This window comes from Streptomyces sp. NPDC087420, assembly GCF_044744165.1.
GTDB lineage: Bacteria > Actinomycetota > Actinomycetes > Streptomycetales > Streptomycetaceae > Streptomyces.
Genome location: NZ_JBIUXU010000005.1, coordinates 1 through 18,522, shown reverse-complemented (window position 1 = coordinate 18,522; position 18,522 = coordinate 1). Strand labels below are relative to the sequence as shown.

The following is an 18,522-nucleotide window of genomic DNA, read 5'->3' as shown; positions in this document are numbered from 1 at the left end:
CGGCCCCTGTTCCCGGTCCCACAGCGCCGGCCCTGAATTGCCGGCACCGAGTTCCCGGATCGGGCGGGAAACCCGGGCGTCCAACCGTCCGCTTTCGACACTCGGACGCCCGGTTCCCCGGCCCGATCAGCCGGTCTGCGGCACCTCGTCCCTGACCCGGACCGCGAACTCCGACCATAGGTCGGCGAACTGACGGGCCAGGTCGGCCACGATGTCCGTGCAGTGCGGAGGGACGTTGTTGACTATGGCATCCCACTCCTCCTCACGCACCGTGTGCAGCGCGAGGAGGCGCAGCAGGTTGCGCCCCGTGTCCGTGAACCGCAGGGCCGGGTCGGCCGTCAGGCGCCTCACGAGCGCGGCCCGGTCCAGGACCGGCCCCCCGTGGGGACGGCCGCCCGTGCGGGCGAGCCCCAGCGGCGCGGCCCTGGGCCGGTCGGCCAGGGTGTCCGCCGCTCCCCGGCGTCTGCGCGGCAGCGGGTCCTCGCCGTTGCGCAGTCGGTTGCGGACGTCGCGCGCCGTCTCCGGGGAGATACCCGCCGCATGGGCCACCTGACGCAACGACAGGCCCGGATTCTCGGCGAGCAACTCCTGTGCCTGGAGGCGCCCCACACTGCCGTCGACCGGTCGCAGCCGGCCGTCCTGGCCCAGTCGGCGCCCGCTCGGCCCGATGTCGGGGCTCATCCTGCGCCGGAGGTCGCCGACGGTCCCCGGGGAGATCCCGGTGACGGTGGCGACCCGTCGGTCCGACCACTGGGGATGCGTCACGATGATGCGGTCGGCGGCGCGTTTACGGTCCGACAGGGTCAGTGGCAGACCGTGGGCGACGTTCAGTTTCACCGCCAGGACGAAGGCCGCCGCCTCGTCCCCGTCGAAGAACCTGGCGGCGATGGTGTGTTCGCCCCGAAGGCGGGTCGCCTTCAGCCGATGGAAGCCGTCGATGACACGCATCGTCGACCGGTGCACCGTAATGGGCGGCAGCGGATCCTGGACCGCGGCCAGGATCTGAATGTGATCCGGCCTCTCTCCGGCCAGTCGTGGCGAACCCGACAGGTCGAGCGTGTCGATGTCGATGTCCACGACGGGCTGCTGATTGAGTTCCTCCTCTTCGGGTTCCATCCCGGCGCCTCTCAATCGCCGTCGCCGGGACGGCCGAAGGCCGCCGCCGGCGCGAGGTCTTCGTGCCGCGGCACCCCGTGTGCGGCACCTTCACGGCGCTTTGTCTGGGATCTCAGGAACCAGCCAGTTTCCAATGCTCTCGACTCCCCCTTGACGATGTGGTGCAAAAGATCTCAGCGGTTGTCGTACTTCCGCTGATGTGTCCGAAATTAACAGCACCTGCGGCACATCGACACCCCTGCTCGCAAAGCCCGAGCGACCCTTACGCCCCCTGTTTCCTAGGGGGGTGTAAGGGTCGGGCGAGCCACGAGCAGGAGCGATGCCCCGGCCGGGCGGGGGTGGCCGGCAGGGGCACCGCCGTATCAGGTGGTGGCCAGGGCCTCCGTGGGGGGCAGCCGGGCGGCGCGTACGGCCGGGTAGAAGCCGGCGAGACCGCCGATGACAAGGGTGGCGGCGACGCCTCCGACCATCGCCCAGACCGGCACGACGGACGGCAGGCCCTGGTAGCCGGCGTAGCCCGCCGTGACACCGATGCCGAGCAGCACGCCGCCGAGTCCGCCGAGCGCGGACAGGAGCAGTGCCTCGGACAGGAACTGGGTACGGATCTGGCCCCGGGTGGCACCCAGGGAACGGCGCAGGCCGATCTCGGAGCGGCGCTCCAGCACGGAGATCACCATCGTGTTGGCCACACCGACACCGCCCACCAGCAGGGCCACCCCGCCGAGTCCCAGCAGCAGTCCGCTGAGCGCGTCGTCGGTGGCCTCCTTGGCGGCCAGGGCGTCGGAGGGGCGTGAGACGTTGACGCCGCTGGGGTTCTGGGGGTTGGCGGTGGCACCGAGGACGGCCTGCACGTCGGCGACCGCGGATTCGTCGGTACGGGTGTAGACGGCCGTCGGATACCCGTCGAAGTTCAGGAGTTCCTCGGCGACCGGCCATCCCACGAGGGCCGCGGAGTCCAGCTCCGGCAGAAGTTCGTTGGCGGCGAGCAGGCCGACCACCGTGAACCAGCGTCCGCCGATCCACACCTGGACGTCCTCGCCGGCCTGGTGCACGCCGAGCTGCTGGGCCGCCTTGGCACCGAGGACGGCCGCCGGATAGCGGCTGTTGGCACCGTTCAGCCACCGGCCGTCCACCATCTCCGCCCCGGTGCTCTTCGGCAGGTCCGTACGGGCCGCGTTGACGGTGAGACCGCCGGTCTCCTCCTTGGGGATGTGGTCGTTGCGGTAGACCTTCGCGCTCGTCTTGCCGATGGCGGACACCGACTCGACGGCACCGATCTTGCCGATCATGCCGATCGACTCGTCGGGCAGGTGCGCGGTGTCGCCGCTGATCGACTGCCCGGGGGTGACGGTGAGCAGGTTGGTCCCGAGGGCGGCGAGCCTGCGGTTGAGCCCCTCGGTGGACGAGCTGGAGATGCCCACCACCGAGACCATGGCGGCGATGCCGATGGCGATGCCGAGCGCGGACAGGAAGACCCGCATCGGCCGGGACCGCAGACCGGAACCGCCCACGCGCACCACGTCCGCCGGGCCCATCCTGGCCGGCTTGGGACGGACGGGCGGCGGCAGCGCCGGCGAGTCCAACTCCTCCGCCACCGGCTCGGTGTGGAGCGTGCTCATGACGTGATCTCCTGGGGGGCTCTGCCGGCGAGTGCCGCCGGGCGGCCGGAGTCGTACTCGATCAGGCCGTCCCTGACCCGGACCTCGCGGGGCAGGGACGCGGCGATGTCGTGGTCGTGCGTGATGACCACCACTGTCGTACCCGCCTCGTGCAGTTCGTGCAGCAGTTCCATCACCACGGCGCCCGAGCGGGAGTCGAGCGCTCCTGTCGGCTCGTCGGCCAGCAGCAGCGGCGGATCGCCGAGTACGGCGCGGGCGATGGCCACCCGCTGTTTCTCACCGCCGGACAGCTGGTGCGGCTGGTGGTCGAGCCGGTGGCCGAGGCCGACCCGGCGCAGCGCGGCCTCCGCCTTCCGGCGGCGCCAGGCGCGCGGCCTGCCGCCGTAGAGCAGCCCGTCCGCGACACTGTCCACCGCCGGTACGCCCTGGGCCAGGTGGAACTGCTGGAAGACAAAACCGATGGTGCGGGCCCGTAGCGCGGACAGTTCACGGTCGGTGAGGTCGTCCGTGAGATGTCCGTCGATGCGGACCGTGCCCGCGGTGGGCCGGTCGAGGGTGCCCATGATGTTGAGCATCGTGGACTTGCCCGAGCCGGAGGGGCCGACGATGGCGAGCAGTTCGCCGCGCCGGATGACCAGGTCGGCGCCCTGGAGGGCGTGGACCTCGCCGTATGCCTTGGTGACCCCGCTCAGGTGTACGACGGGGTGGGCCGGACCGGTCACTTGGGAACCCCCACGACCATGCCTTCCTTGACGGCCGCCCCGGTCACCTCGACCAGGTTGCCGGCGAACATGCCGAGCTTGACCGGGACGTACTCGACGCCCTTGTCGGTCACGGCCTCCAGCGCGTAGCCGCCCCGCTGCGCGGTCAGCGCGTTCACGGGGACGGCGAGGACGTTCTCGCGGGTCTCGGCCTTGAGGACCACGTCGACCTGCGCGGCCTGGTACCGCCCCAGCTTCTTCTGCTCCTTGATCTTCAGCTGTACGGGGATGGTGGCGGTGTCGCTGCCGCCCTCGGCCTGCTGGCCCGCGTCGCCGCCGGAGCCGCTCTGCGCGGGCGGCGGGGTGCCGACGTCGGTCACCACGGCCTCGACGGTGGTGTCGTCGGGGAGGGTGACGGTCGCCTTCGTGCCCTCCTTGACGAGGTCCTCGAACTGCGGGTCGAGGTCGACGTTCACCACGCGCGAGGTGCCCGTCAGGGACAGCAGGCTGCCGCTGAGCAGGGCGCCGGGCACCGACTTGACCTCGGCGACGCGGCGGGGGCCGGAGGCCACGACCGCGTCGCCGACCTGGACGGTGCCGGTCTCCTCCCGGTCCAGGTCCTCCTGCCACTCCTCGACGGCTTCCGCGGTGCTGGACGTATAGGTGTCGTCAACGGTGAAGCCGGTGTAGCCGAGGGCCTTCAGGTTCTTCTCAAGGATCTTCACGTCCTCGCCCTCGTTCCCGGTCTCCAGGGTGCGGTACAGGGGAATGGAGCCGTAGAGCAGCGGCACCTTCTCCTGTCCCACGCGGTAGACGGTGTCGCCTCGTTCAAGGACGACGCCGTCGCTCGGCAGCCAGGTGATGACCCCGGCGCCGGTATCGCCGGAGCCCTGCTGGCCGCCGCCCGAGCCGGCTCCGCCCGAGGCGGCCGCGGCCTGTACGTCGGTCGCGTCGCCGTAGCTGAGGTTGCCGTCCACCGTCTCGGTGTCGGTCAGCGTGGTGCGCTGCACCTTGGTCGTGGCGGGCGGCCCGGAGGGGGCGGCGCTCGCGACGCTCTCTCCGTCGCTGCCGAGGACTCCGGAGGCGGCCATGCCCGCGGCCGCGGCCACGGCGACCGCGATCGCGATGAGCAGTACCGTACGCAGCGGGCGGCGCCTTCGCCCGCCGCGGCCCGACTCCTGGTCGCCGTCGCCGGATCCGCCGTCGTCGCTCCTGGCGGCGAGGGGCCCGCCGGTCCCCTCGGACGCGGGGACCGCCGGCGTGCCGGGTGTCCTGCGTTCCAGGGCGTTCGGTTCTTCGCCGCGCACGGCGAGTTCGGTCTCGTCGGAGGTGGTCACTGACCCGGCCCCGGTCCCAGCATCAGGCCACCGCCCGGGTACTTGTCCTGGCAGGCCTGCTGCGCCTGCTGGAACTCCTCGGGCGTGATCCCGGCGGCCTTGGGGTCGATCGTCATGTTGCCGCCGTTGATCTCCGGGTCGGGCAGCTTGGCGAGACCGTTCTCCCGGAGGCACTTGGCCCACTCGGCGACCTTGGCGGAGTCGAGCTGGCCGCCGCCACCACCGGGGCCGCCCTGGCCTTGTGGCATCTTCTCGCGGCAGGCCGACTCCGCCTTCTGGTAGCCGGCGGAGTTCGGGTCGACGTCACCGGGGCTGATCCGGACGCCGCCGCTGTCCTGCTGCGGGTCGGGGAAGCCGGGGACGCCGTTGGACCGCATGCACTCGGCGTAGTCCAAGGCCTTGTCGAAGGGACTGGTCGGGGAGGCCGCCGCCCCTGCGCCGACGTCGCTGCCGACGGTGTCGCTCTTGCCGTCGTCGGAGCAGCCGGTCAGGCAGAGGGCGACGGCGAGCGCCGACGCGGCCAGTGCGGTGTGCGAGAGAGCTCGCTTCTTCAGAGAGAACATGCGCTCAGTTCTACGCAGCGACCGGTCACACGGCGGACACAGAAGAGGGCACCAGCACCACCCATGACATCCAGGACGCCGAGAACACGAAGAGGCCCGGTGGGGCGGCGGGACGAATCGGTCTCGTCCCGCCGCCCCACCGGGCCACGGGTGTACGTACGTGTCGCGTCCGTCAGGCGGCGCTGCCGGAGACCGAGGCCACCGCTCGGGCGCTCTCGGGCTCTACGGGCGTGACGCCGGCGAGCGACGCCAGCATCGAGACGAAGTCCGACAGGGTCGGGTGCTCGAAGACGGTACGCAGGTCCAGCTCGACCTGGAAGGCGTCCTCGACGTCGGTCAGGACGTTCAGCGCCGCCAGCGAATGCCCCCCGAGGGCGAAGAAGTCGTCCGTGTCGCCCACGTCGGGCACACCGAGTTCCGCGCACCACAGGGAGACGACAAAACGGCGTACGTCCCCCGGGCCCCCCTGGCCCGCGTTGTCCTTGGTCATGTTCTCTCCCTCGTGTTCATGGCGTCCCCTTGCCGTTCATGGAGCGTGATCGCGCCCGAGGGGCATCGCTTCGCGGCCCCCCGCACCGATCCGGTCAGCCCGGCGCCCGGCACCGGGATCTTGAGCAGGACCTTGCCGTCGTCGTCCGACTGGTCGAAGACCACGGGCACGAACAGCACGCACATCCCGCCGCCCACGCATCTGCCGCGGTCGACCTCGATCTCCAACTGTCCGTCCATGCGCCCTTCTTCTCCCCCTCCTCCGCTCGCCTCTCCGCTCGCTCCTCCGCTCGTCCCCCCGCTTTCTGTTTGTCTTCCTCTCACCAGGCGACCGGCAGCCGTTCCAGCCCGTAGGCGGGCGAACGGACCCGGAAGCGCACCTCGTCGGCGGGGACCGCCGGGCGCAGCCCGGGGAAGCGCTCCACCAGGGCCGTGAGTGCGACGCGCAGTTCGATACGGGCCAGCGCGGCGCCCAGGCAGTGGTGGATGCCGTGTCCGAAAGCGACGTGGGGCACCGGGTCGCGGCCGGGGTCGAAGCGGTCGGGGTCCGGGGTGAGCGCGGGGTCCCGGTTGGCCATCGGCAGGGAGCACACGACGTTCTCACCCGCGCGGACCAGCTCCCCGCCGATGACGATGTCCTCCCGAGCGATCCGGGGGGTCGGGGCGTGCGGGACGGACAGGTAGCGCAGCAGTTCGTCGATGACGCGGTCGGCGGTCCCCATGTCCTGGCGCAGGGCGGCCAGTTCGGCCGGGTGTTCCAGCAGGACCAGCGTGCCCAGGCCGATCATGCCGGAGATGTTGTCCAGTCCCGCGAGCATCAACAGGACGCACAGTCCGCGCAGTTCCTCGTCGGTCAGCTCGTCGCCGTGGTCGCGCACGAGAGCGCCGAGGAAACCGTCGTCCGGCTCCTTGCGCTGGCGTTCCACCAGACCGGAGAGGTAGCGCAGGAACGACTCCCCGGCGGCGGCACGGCGCTGTCTGCCCCGCGCGGCCTCCAGGTGCGCTTGGCCCCGGCGCAGGAAGTCGTCACGGTCGTCACGGGGCACTCCGATCAGCTCGCACAGCACCGCGCCCGGCACGGGCGACGCGAACCTCTCCACCAGGTCGGCCGGCGGCCCCACCCGTTCCATGGCGTCCAGGCGCTCCGCCACGGTCCGGGCGATGTACGGCTCCATCCCGCGCAGGCGGCGGAGGGTGAACTCCGGCGTCAGCATCCGGCGCAGCCGGGTGTGCTCGGGCGGGTCGTAGTCCATCAGCTGGCCGACGGCCAGCTCCGGCCGGTCGGGGCCCGGCGCGTCCGGTGGTCGCGCGGGGCCGGTGCGGCGGCGGGTGGAGAAGCGGGTGTGGTCCCCGAGGACCTGGCGCACCTCCTCGTACCCGGTGACCAGCCAGACGGGCCGTCCGTCCGTGCCGGGGCCCACGGGCAGGCGCACGACAGGGCGTCCGCCGGTGAGCGTACGCAGGTCGTCCGCGGGGTCGAAGCGTGTCCGGCGGGTGTGTACGGGCACGGCCGGCGTTTCGCGTGGCATGCCGCCCCCTACCAGGTGACCGGCAGCGCGTCGACGCCGTAGTTGGGGGCCAGTGTGCGGTAGCGCAGCTCCTCCGGCGGGACGGCCGGTCGCAGCTTGGGGAAGCGCGCGAGCAGGGCGGGGAAGGCGATCCGGAGGGTCAGCCGGGTGAGCGGGGCGCCCAGGCAGTAGTGGATGCCGTGTCCGAAGGCCAGGTGGGAGGTGATCTCGCGGGTGATGTCGAGTTCTTCGCGCGAGGGCTGTGGCGGCTCCGTGGGCTCGAAGCGGTTGACCGCCATCAGGGAACACACCACGGTCTCCCCCGCCTTGACCTCGTGCCCCTCGATGGTCAGGTCCTCCAGCGCGGTGCGCGGCGAGGCCGTGGCGATGACGGAGACGTACCGGATCAGCTCCTCGACGGCCCGGTCGACCACCTCGGGACTGTCCTGGAACAGGGCCAGTTGATCCGGGTGCCGCATCAGCGCCAGGGCGCCGAGGCCCAGGGTGCCCGCGACGTTCTCGAACCCGGCCGCCATGGTCGTGGCGGCCGTCCCGACCAGTTCGTCGTCGGTGATGTCGTCGCCGTGCTCCCGGATCAGTCTGCTGAGCAGGTCGTCGCCGGGGGCCCGCCGCTTCTGTCCGATCAGCTTGTGCATGTACGCCATATAGGCCTTGCCCGCCGCCTGTTGCTGTTCGCGGCTGCGGTTGGTGGCGCGGGTGACATCAAGGTTGCGGGCCAGTTCGGCGTGGTCGTCGCGGGGGATGCCGAGCAGCGCGCAGCTCACCAGTCCGGGCACGGGCCAGGCGAAGTGCCGCATGAAGTCGGCGGGCGGACCGGCCAGTTCGAGGGCGTCGAGGCGGTCGGCCACGATGTCCGCGATCAGTGGTTCCAGCCTGCGCATGCGGCGCAGCGTGAACTCCGGTGTGAGCAGCTGCCGGAGCCGGGTGTGCTCGGGCGGGTCGTACTGGAGGAGGTTGCCCGGCTGGATGAGCCGGCGGGAGTCCTCCTTGCTGTCCGCGGGCGGCAGGGTGCTGAACCGCGCGGCGTCGCCGAGGACCGTACGTACCGTCTCGTTGCCCGACGCGAGCCAGGCACGGGCCGAGGTGCCCGGCGCGGGGGTCTCCGCGAACGGGCACTCCCGGCTCGTACGGCCCAGTTCGGGCAGCGGATCGAGTCCGACCCGGCGGTTGTGCAGAGGGATTTCCGGGGGCTTCGGCATCGGCGGTTCCCTTTCGTCATTTCTCGCTGCGGGATCCGTGGCGCCCACCGTCTGATTCTGAAATCGACCGGGCGTGGACGTCAACGAATGTCCAACTGACCAATTTCGCAGGAGAACCGCCGGTGTCGATCACCGTCCGGCCGGCTCAGTCTTTTTCCCCGCCGGAAAGCCGTTCCGGAAGGCCTTCCCACGGCTTTCCGAAACGGCCTACCCGGAACGGCTTTCCGGCGGTGCTCCGTGCCGTTCCGCCGCTGTTCCGCCGCTGTTCCTTGCCGCTCCGGCCCTGACCGGAGCCGTTACGGCGCACTCGGAGACGTTTCTCCCTACTCGGAGCCGTTCCGAGCCGCTCCGAGCTTCTCCGTGAGCACGCGCCCGATGTGGGCGGCCGGTGTGGGCTTCAGCATTTCCTTGTGGCGGGCGGCGATCTCGTGGGACTCGACGTTTCCGGATACGTACGGGTCCCAGGTCGCGACCGCCTCCGATACCGGCCTGTCCTTGGGCCGGTCCACCGTCGCGGCAAAGACGAGCAGGTCGCCCCGGAAGTGACGCGGTGTGTAGTCCGGCATGAATCCGGCCGTGTTCTGGATGACCTTCTTGACGTTCTCCAGCGCGGGACCGCTCACGCCGGTGATGTCCTGGCCGCCGGGACCACGTTGCATTCGCCGGCCGCTGTCCCGCCCCTCGGCTGTCTCCTCGTCGTCGTAGGTGTACAGCGACGTACCGACGCCGTGCTGGGGATAGGCGTCGAGCACCGCGAGCAGGGCCACCTCCTCGCCCAGTTCCTCCAGCCGGGTGGCGACGGCGTGGGCGAGGACTCCGCCCAGGGACCAGCCGAGCAGGTGGTACGGGCCGGTGGGCTGCACCGAGCGGATCTGCTCGGCGTAGTCCGCCGCCATCTCCTCGATGCCGTCCGCCGGCGGTTCGGCGCCCGTCAGACCGCGCGCCTGGACTCCGTAGACCGGCAGGTCCTGCGGCAGGTACTGGAGGAGGGCCGCGTAGATCCAGCTCAGGCCGGTGGTCTCGTGCAGGCAGAACAGCGGCGGCCGGCCGCCGCTCGCCCGCAGCGGCAGCAGCACCTCCAGCTCCCGGCTGTCGGTGACCGTACGCCGGGCCCGGGAGCCCCTGTCGCGCTCCTCGCCCGGGTCACGCAGCGCCAGCAGCCCGGCGGGGGTCCGCCGCGCTCGTTCCCCGGTGCGCAGCATCCGCTCACCCGGGCCGCCGTACGGGAGGGCCACGAACCGTTCCGCGGTCAGTGACGACCCGCCCGCGATCCCACGGGACAGCGGGGTCCCCGTCACGTACACGTCACCCACGACACCCGGCGGAACCGGGCGCAGCAGGTCGTCCAGGACAAGCGCCCGGCTGCCGTGCACGGGCCGTCCGGCCGGGAGCCGTACCGGGGCAGGGTCGCCCGGCGACAGCCGGTGTTCGAGCCACGGTCCCGCCGTGCCGACCGCGGTGACGCTGCTGACCAGCGAGGTGTCCGGGTGGAGGTCCTGCCACTCACGGGTCTCCTCGGCGCCGACCGGCCGCCCGGACTCGACCACCGTGACCTCGGCGAACGGACGGTGTCCCGCCTCCGATCCGATGATCTTCCGCAGCCGGTCCCTGGTGGTGACCAGGGTCGTCTCAGCCGGTTCCGCCGCGGTGGCGATGGCCACGGCGTCCTCTCCCGGCACGACGAATCGAACGCCGCCGCCCGCGCCGAGGGACGCGAGCAGCGGTACGAGGAAGGCACCGACGGGGGCCCGCGCGTCGAGCAGGGCGGGGGCGCCGTGCGCCGCGACGGTCCGCAACCGGTGCGCCGTCTGGCGCAGCAGCGCCCGGTGGTCGACGACCGAGCCGGGAGCGGACTCGTCCGCTCCGAGGGCGTCGAGGACGACGGCCGCCTGAGCGGGCCGGGACGCCGGCGGCGCGGCGGCGGTCGGGGTGGCGGCGGGCGCGAACTCGGCGTCCTCCTCCAACAGGTCGTCGATCCACAGCACCGGAATCCGGCTGTCCGCGTTCATCCGTCCCGCCATGGCCGCCGTGCAGACCAGTGCGGCGGGCCGGCTGCGCGGTCCGGGGCCGTCCGAGCCGCCGACGAACGGCCGGGTGGGGTCGACGAAGGAGCACACCCCGCCGGCCTTGAGCACCCCGATCAGAGCGACGGTGAAGCCGGCGCCGGGGGGCAGCATCACGATGACCCGCTGCTCGGTGCCCGCGCCCCGCCGGGAGAGCCGGCGCGCGAGCAGATCGGTCACCGAGTCCAGCGCACGGTAGGTGAGGGACCCGTCCTGGCCCTTCACGGCGAGGGCGTCCGGTGTGCGGGCCACCTGATCGGCGAGCAGGCCGAGGACGGTGTCGTGACCGAGAAGCGTGTCGCGGAGGGGCGTTGGGCCGTGGACAGGATCTGTGCCGTGAACAAGGTCATCGGCCGGATCGACGCCCCCGCCCAGGAGCTGACGGCGTTCCTCCTCGCCGAGCAGCACGTCCACCTCGCTGACTCGCAACTCCGGTTCGGCGGCCACCTGTTCCAGCACGCGCACGAGGCGGCCCGCGAGCGCGGCCGCGGTGGAGGCGTCGAAGAGTTCGGTGGCGTAGCGCAGCACCCCCTCGATGCCGTTGGGTGTGCCGTCGCCGTGGGTGCGTTCGTTGAGCGCGAACCACAGGTCGAGTTCCGTGTCCCCGCTGACGCCGTCCAGCCGGGTGGTGCGCAGACCGGGCAGGTCCGCCGCGTCCAGCTCCTCGACGCTCAGGTCACCCACTTCGAGCAGGACCTGGAAGACCGGGTGGCGCGCCGCCGAAGCGGGGTGCCGGAGCACGTCCACGAGCCGTTCGAACGGCAGGTCCCGGTGGCGCAGGGCTTCCTGGTTCACCTCCTGGGCACGGCGCAGCAGTTCGCGGTAGGTCGGGTCACCGGAGGTGTCGGTCCGCAGCACGAGCGGGTGGGTCAGCGGCCCGACCACGCCCTCCAGATCGCCTTCCTCGAAGCGCCGCGACAGCCGGGTGCCGAGCACCACGTCGTCACCGGCACCGAGGCGGGTCAACAGCAGGGCGAGGGCCGCCTGTACGGCCACGAACACCGGGGCGTCCTCGGCTTCCGCCGCGTCCGCCAGACGGTCGTGCGCGTCCGCGTCGAGGCTCAGCGGCACGGAGCCGGTCCGGTGGTCGGCCAGCACCGGACGCGGCCGGTCGAAGGGGAGCGGCAGTTCGGGCTCCAGGTCGGCCAGCCGCTCCTTCCAGTAGGTGAGCTGATCGCTGATCAGACTGTCCGACTCCTCCGTGCCTCGCAGCAACTCCCCCTCCCACAGTGCGTAGTCGGCGAACTGGAGTGACAGCGGAGCCCGTTCGGGCTTGCGGCCCTCGCGCCGGGCACCGTAGGCGGCGGCGAGGTCACGGACGACGATGTCCAGCGACGCGTCGTCCCCGGCGATCCGGTGTACGACGAGCAGCAGCACGTGCTCCGTGTCCGACAGCGCGAACAGGTCGGCCCTCCAAGGCAGTTGACGTGCGAGGTCGAACTCGCGTCCCGACCGGTCGGCGAGCAGTCCGGCGAGTTCTTCCTCTCCGGCGGAGGTGGCGGGGGTCACCGACAGTGCGGGCCTGGCCGCGGGATCGTCGGCGTCCAGAACGTGCTGACGCAGGTCGTCGGCCCGTTCCCCGGTGAACCGGGTCCGCAGGATCTCGTGCCGTACGGCGACGTCCCCGAGGGCCGCCTCCAGTGCGGCCCGGTCCAGCGCGCCGGAAAGCCGCAGGGCGATCGAACTCCGGTGGGCGGCGCCCGACTCCTCGGCCAGCCCGCTCATCAGCCAGGTGCGCTGCTGCTCCACCGAGACCGGCATCTCCTCGGAACGCTCGGCCGGCCCGAGTTCGGGCCGCGCCTTCGCCGCGAGCATCCGGGCGACACCCACAGGCGTCGACGCGCCGAAGAACTGACGCATACTCAGATCTGCACCCAACTCCTCGCGGATACGGGCAGCCAGGCGCATCGCCAGCCCCGAGTCACCACCCAGGTCGAAGAAGTTGTCGTCGACACCGACCCGTTCCAGCTCCAGGACCTCGGCGAACAGCGCGCACAGCTTCTCCTCCGTCTCCCCGACCGGCGTCCGGTCCGACACCCGCCCGGCGAAGTCCGGGGCGGGCAGGGCGCCCCGGTCGACCTTGCCGTTCGGTGTCAGGGGCAGGGCGTCCAGTACGAGGAGCGCGGCGGGGACCATGTACTCCGGCAGCGCGTCGGCGAGGTGCTCCCGCACCTGCCGCATGTCGATGTCCTGAGTCTGCGGTACGACGTAGCCGACGAGCTGCTTGTCGCCGGGGCCGTCCTCGCGGGCCACAACAACCGCCTGACCGACGGCAGGATGGGCGGAGAGGACCGCCTCGATCTCGCCCAGCTCGATACGGAAGCCACGCACCTTCACCTGCGCGTCGGCCCGCCCGACGAACGCCAACTCCCCCTCACCGTTCCAGCGCGCCAGATCACCCGAGCGATACATCCGCCCACCGGTCGCGAACGGACACGCCACAAACCGCTCCGAGGTGAGATCAGGACGGGCGACGTAACCACGAGCCAGCCCCGCACCCGCCACATACACCTCCCCGGTGATGCCGGGCGGAACCGGACGCAGGAAGGAATCCAGCACGAAGAGACGGGAGTTTGACAGGGGACGACCAATACCCGGCGCCTCACCAGCCGGCGTGACGTCCTCGGCCACGGGCCCGGCGGTGACCATGACGGTCGCCTCGGTCGGCCCGTACGTGTTGACCACCTTCGCCCCAGGCACCCACCGGGCAGCGAGATCCGCGGTCAGGCGCTCAGCACCCAGCACCCAGGTCTTCACCCCCGACACCTGCTCGGGATCCAGAACCCCGAGGAGAGAGGGCACCACGCTGGCCGTGGAGACACCGTGGGCCGCGATCATCCCCGCCAGCGCACCTGGCTCCGCACGCTCCTCACCCGTCGCGATCGCCAACGTGCCCCCTGATCCCAGAACCACCGCCACATCCAGGATCGCCGCATCGAAACTGAACGACGCGAACTGCAACGTCACCACACCAGGCCCAGCCCCCAACGCCGGAGCCATCGCCCCCACCAGGTTCACCACACCCCGATGCCCCACCGCCACACCTTTGGGCCGACCCGACGACCCAGAGGTGTAAATGACATACGCGAGCTGGTCCGCATCGGCGACACCTGGAAGATCTTCGGCCCCCGTGGTAGCCGGAACCTCCTCAAGCAGAACAACGCGGGCAGGACCCGAAGGCACCCGGGCCAACGTGTCCGCCGTAGCCAGGACCACACCCGCACCACTGTCCCCGATCATGTACCGCAACCGATCGGACGGATACTCAGGATCAAGCGGTACGAAGGCCCCACCGGCCTTCCATACGGCCAGCTCCCCCACGACCACATCCACCCCACGCGGCAGGCACAGACCCACCACTCCCTCACGCCCCACACCCACGCTCGCCAGGAATCTGGCCAACCGGTCCGACCGCTCATCCAACTCCGCATACGACAAAACCTCAGAGCCCGACCGAACCGCCACCGCCCCCGGACTCGTACGAGCGTGCGATCCGAACAACTCCAACAACGACCCCTCCACCACAGGCCGCCCCGTGTCGTTGAACGCCCCGACCACAAGCTCCCGCTCGCCCTCCCCCACCACATCGATCCGCCCCACCGCCACCGACGGATCAGCCACCACCTGCTCCAACACCCGCATCACCCGACGGAAGACCGACTCCGCGGTGGCCCGGTCGAACAGGTCGGGACGGTAGTCCAGCTTGAAACGCAGGCGCGGACCAGGGGTGACAACCAACGTGATCGGATAGTGGGACGCGTCGCGCGACATGCCCGACGGCCTGATGGACACGGCGTCGGGAACCGCCGGCGCGGCGGGCGGTGCCGGGAAGCTCTCGTACAGTACGAGCGAGTCGAACACGGCGCCGGGACCGGACAGCTTCTGGATCTCGGAAAGGCCCATGTACTGGTAGGACATGAGTCCGGTCTGGCGTTCCTGCAACCGCTCCAGGGTTTGGAGCATCGACTGCGTACCGTCGAGTTCGACCCGTACCGGCAGTGTGTTGATGAGCAGTCCCACCATCGATTCCACGCCCGGCAGCTCGGCCGGCCGGCCGGCCACCGTAGCGCCGAAGACGACGTCGTCTCGCCCGGCCAGCCGCGCCAGTACCAACGCCCACGCACCCTGCACCACCGTGTTCATGGTGAGGCCTTGGCTGCGGGCGAGGTCGCTCAAGGCTCGAGTGGTGTCCTCGGGGAGTTCGCCGAAGACGTGGGCCGGGAAGGCTGGGGCCCGGGTGGGGTCCGCCGGGGCCACGAGGGTCGGCTCGTCGGCGCCGGACAGTTCCGTACGCCATGCGCTCCTCGCGTCCTCCTTGTCCTGGCGTGACAGCCATGCCATGTACTGGCCGTAGGACGGGGCCCGCCGTAGGCGTGAGGCGTCACCGTCGGCCGCGTAGATCGTGGAGAGTTCGCTGAGCAGGACGGGCATGGACCAGCCGTCCATCAGGACGTGATGGAACGTCATCACCAGGCGGTGCCGGTTCTCGCCGAGCCGGATGAACAACAGTCTCAGCAGAGGCGCGGCGGCAAGGTCGAACCGTACGGCCAACTCGCCGGCCGCCAGGCGTTCCACCTCGGCCGCCGCTTCCGGTTCGGTCAGCTCGCTGACGTCCGCCTCGGTCCAGGGCAGTTTCACCTCGCGGGCGATGACCTGGACCATCTGGCCTCCGCTCACTTGGCGGAAGCAGGCGCGCAGCGCCGCGTGACGGGCGGCGAGCGCCTGCCAGGAGGCTCTGAAGCGGGCCGCGTTCACGGGTCCGCCGATGTCCAGGGCGGACTGGACGGTGTAGACGTCGGGGCCTTCGTTGTCGAAGGCGGCGTGGAACAGCATGCCTTCCTGCAACGGCGACAGCGGCCACACGTCTTCGACAAGGGATCGGGTCATTGAACTCTCTCCTCACAGAGGCTTGCGACTGTGGCTACTGCTGGTCGCCGGCGAGGCCGGCTTCAAGTTCCTCGATCTGGTTCTGCGCCAGGCTCAGGAGGGGGAAGTCGGAGGGGGTGTGTCCGCCCGCGGTGGGGGCGTCGGTGTGGGCGGCGAGTCCGGCGAGCAGATCAGTCCAGGCCGCGCCCAGCGCCTCCGCGTCGGCCGCCTCCAGGACTCCGTCCGGCCAGCTCAGCGTGAGCGTCAGCTCCGGACCCTCAGCCGTGTCACGAATGACAGCACCCGCCTCGACCACATGCGTGACCGGCATATCAGGATCGGCGGAACCACCCACCGCACTGTCCCCGGCCATCTGCCACGCCCCCACCGAAGCAGAACGGCCGGACACAGTAGCCGCCGCGAACCGACCCAGATAGTTGAAACCAATCTGGGCCACCGGCGCGTTCTTGAGCACCTCCGCCGTCTCCGGGTTGAGATGGCGCAGCAGTTCGTAGCCCATCCCGTCGCCCGGCACGGCACGGGCCTGCTCCTTGACCACTTTCACCAGGTCACCGGCCGCGGCCCCACCCTCGGCCACCACATCCAGGTCGATACCGGTCACGTCCAGCCGTACCGGCTGCACGCTGGTGAACCACCCCACCGTCCGTGACAGTTCGGTGCCCTCCAACGGCTCGCGGCCGTGCCCCTCGATGTCCACCAGGACGCTGCTCGTGCCCGGCCGCCAGCCGCCGACCGCCCCGGCCAGCGTCGACAGCAGCACCTCATGTACTCCGCAGTGGAAGGCCGCCGGAGTACGGCCCACCAACGTGGCCGCCTGCCCGGCCGGCACCACCCACTCACGGCCCCGCAATGTCCGGGCCAGATCCACCTCGGGATCCAACGGCCGACGGCCCAGGGTCCGGGTCTCCTCCCCCAACAGGGCCAGCCAGGCGTCCAGTTCCGCGATCCGCTCCGGGCCGGTGGCTTGCTCGGCCAGTACCCCCGCCCAGCGGCGGAAGGATGTCCCCACCGGGTCGAGTACGGCAGTACGGCCGCCGGCCAGATCCTCGTACGCACGCTCCAAGTCCGGCAGCAGGATCCGCCACGACACTCCGTCCACCGCCAGGTGATGCACCACCAACACCAGCCGACCCACCCGACCAGGCCCCGCATCCACCCACACCACCTGAACCATCACCCCAGCCGCGGGATCCAACCGCCCCACAGCCCCACGAGCCACCCGCCCCGCCACCACATCAAGGCTTTCACCACCAGCACCAGCACCAGCACCAGCACCAGCACCAGCACCAGCCTCGACCCGGGTGATCAGGCTCGCGGCATCCACCGACCCCGGCTCACCCACGATCAGCTTCGGCTCGCCACTGACCACGCGTGCCCGCAGCATCCCGTGCCCGTTCAGCAGCACACTCACCGCTTCGGCCAGAACCTGCGGATCCAGGTTCGCGGGAGCCCCCGTCACCACCCATTGCGCGAAATCGGGTCGTACGATCCGGTCGCCGAGCGTCCGCATGACGGGCGTCCACGGCACTTCTCCTTCCGCCACGTCGTCCACGGCGCCGACCGCCCGGGGGTCCGCCGACTCGACGACGTCGGCCAGTCGCTCGACGGTCTTCTCCTCGAAGACCTGCCGAGGGGTGATCGCCAGACCGGCCTTGCGCGCACGTGATGCCAGCTGCATCGACATGATCGAGTCGCCGCCCAGCTCGAAGAAACTGTCGTCGGCGCCGACCCGTTCAAGCCCCAGGGTCTCGGCGAACAGCGTGCACAGCAGTTCCTCCAGCTCGCCGACCGGCGGTCGCCCGGCGACCCGTTCGGCGAAGTCGGGCGCCGGCAGCGCGGCCCGGTCCACCTTGCCGTTCGGTGTGAGGGGCAAGGTGTCGAGGACCATCACGGCCGTCGGCACCATGTACTCCGGCAGACGGTCGCGCAGGAAGTCCACCAGCACGGTGGTCAGTTCGCCGCCCCGCTGCCCGGAGTCCGTGGTGGGGTCGGCCACCGCGTACGCGATCAGCCTCTCGTCTCCGGGACGGTCCCGGCGTACGGTGACCGCCGCCTGGACCACGAAGGGATGGGTGGCCAGGACGGCTTCGATCTCGCCCAGTTCGATACGGTGGCCGCGGACCTTGACCTGGTCGTCGGCCCGGCCGACGAAGAGCAGGTCGCCGTCACCGGTCCAGCTGACCAGGTCCCCGGTGCGGTACATCCGCTCACCCGACGCGAACGGAGAGGCCACGAACCGACCCGCCGTCAGACCCGAACGCCCCAGATACCCCCGCGCCAATCCGGCCCCGGCCACGTACAGTTCACCGCTCGTGCCGGGCGGTACCGGTTGTAGGAACGGGTCCAGGACGAAGGTCCGTACGTTGGAGATCGGGCGCCCGACCGGCACCACGTCCGCACCCGGCGACAGCGGCGCGCTCATGCTGGCGCACACGGTCACCTCCGTGGGGCCGTAGGCGTTGATCATGCGGCGGTCCCGTGACCAGCGGTCCGCGACACCCACCGGGCAGGTCTCCCCGGCCACCACGACTGTCGCCAGTTGCGGAGGGATCTCGTCCTCGACTGCGAGAACGCTGGGCGGCACGGTGACATGCGTCGCGCCGGTCTCACGCAGGGCTTCGGAGAGAGACACCTGCGGCGGCAGCCGGTCCGGTGTGGCGACGGCCACCGACGCGCCGGAAAGCAGGGCCATGCACAGTTCGGAGACGGCGGCGTCGAAGCTCACCGACGCGAACTGGAGAACCCGGGACTCCGGTCCCACGGCGAAGCGTTCGATCTGCGCCCGCGCCAGATTCCCGAGCCCCGCGTGGGGGACGGTAACTCCCTTGGGTGTGCCTGTCGATCCGGACGTGTAGATGACGTACGCGGCGTGATCGGGCCGCAGCGCAGACAACCGCTCCCCGTCCCCGACCGCGCCACCCTCGAGTTCCGCCAGCCGGGCGAGCACCGAAGGATCATCCAGCACGACCACCTCGCCACCGAACCCCGCCGGCACCACGCCCCGCGTCCCCGACGTGCA

At 71.0% G+C, this 18,522-nt stretch carries 11 protein-coding genes; all 11 read right to left on the bottom strand.

Annotated features, from left to right (window positions below; all coding sequences use genetic code 11):
• Positions 1-126 precede the first annotated feature (126 nt).
• Entirely contained in the window at positions 127-1,116 is a 990-nt protein-coding gene (locus ACIO1C_RS11035; RefSeq protein WP_401861078.1) for a streptomycin biosynthesis protein, read from the bottom strand.
• A gap of 362 nt (positions 1,117-1,478) precedes the next feature.
• Positions 1,479-2,651, bottom strand: a complete 1,173-nt coding sequence (locus ACIO1C_RS11030; protein WP_401862141.1) for an ABC transporter permease — start codon at positions 2,649-2,651, stop codon at positions 1,479-1,481.
• A gap of 80 nt (positions 2,652-2,731) precedes the next feature.
• Complete coding sequence (locus ACIO1C_RS11025) at positions 2,732-3,457, bottom strand: ABC transporter ATP-binding protein (RefSeq protein ID WP_327237959.1); 726 nt, start codon at positions 3,455-3,457, stop codon at positions 2,732-2,734.
• Positions 3,454-4,773: a peptidoglycan-binding protein gene (locus ACIO1C_RS11020; RefSeq protein ID WP_401861074.1), complete on the bottom strand. Its 1,320-nt coding sequence runs from the start codon at positions 4,771-4,773 to the stop codon at positions 3,454-3,456. The genes ACIO1C_RS11025 and ACIO1C_RS11020 overlap by 4 nt, the downstream gene beginning before the upstream one ends.
• Positions 4,770-5,336: a hypothetical protein gene (locus ACIO1C_RS11015; protein ID WP_401861072.1), complete on the bottom strand. Its 567-nt coding sequence runs from the start codon at positions 5,334-5,336 to the stop codon at positions 4,770-4,772. The genes ACIO1C_RS11020 and ACIO1C_RS11015 overlap by 4 nt, the downstream gene beginning before the upstream one ends.
• Positions 5,337-5,508: 172 nt before the next feature.
• Positions 5,509-5,826 (bottom strand): phosphopantetheine-binding protein, encoded by a 318-nt coding sequence (locus ACIO1C_RS11010; RefSeq protein ID WP_401861069.1) that lies wholly within the window; start codon positions 5,824-5,826, stop codon positions 5,509-5,511.
• Positions 5,823-6,065, bottom strand: coding sequence for a ferredoxin (locus ACIO1C_RS11005; protein WP_401861066.1), 243 nt, complete (start codon positions 6,063-6,065; stop codon positions 5,823-5,825). The genes ACIO1C_RS11010 and ACIO1C_RS11005 overlap by 4 nt, the downstream gene beginning before the upstream one ends.
• Before the next feature lie 80 nt (positions 6,066-6,145).
• Positions 6,146-7,354 carry a cytochrome P450 gene (locus ACIO1C_RS11000; RefSeq protein ID WP_401861063.1) on the bottom strand — a complete coding sequence of 403 codons (1,209 nt, stop codon included), beginning with the start codon at positions 7,352-7,354 and terminating at the stop codon, positions 6,146-6,148.
• An 8-nt stretch (positions 7,355-7,362) separates the two neighbouring features.
• On the bottom strand, positions 7,363-8,553 hold the full coding sequence (locus ACIO1C_RS10995) for a cytochrome P450 (RefSeq protein WP_401861061.1): 1,191 nt from the start codon (positions 8,551-8,553) through the stop codon (positions 7,363-7,365).
• 323 nt (positions 8,554-8,876) lie between these two features.
• Positions 8,877-15,503, bottom strand: a complete 6,627-nt coding sequence (locus ACIO1C_RS10990; RefSeq protein ID WP_401861058.1) for an amino acid adenylation domain-containing protein — start codon at positions 15,501-15,503, stop codon at positions 8,877-8,879.
• A 34-nt stretch (positions 15,504-15,537) separates the two neighbouring features.
• A partial coding sequence (locus ACIO1C_RS10985; protein WP_401861055.1) for an amino acid adenylation domain-containing protein occupies positions 15,538-18,522 on the bottom strand: 2,985 nt, incomplete at its 5' end.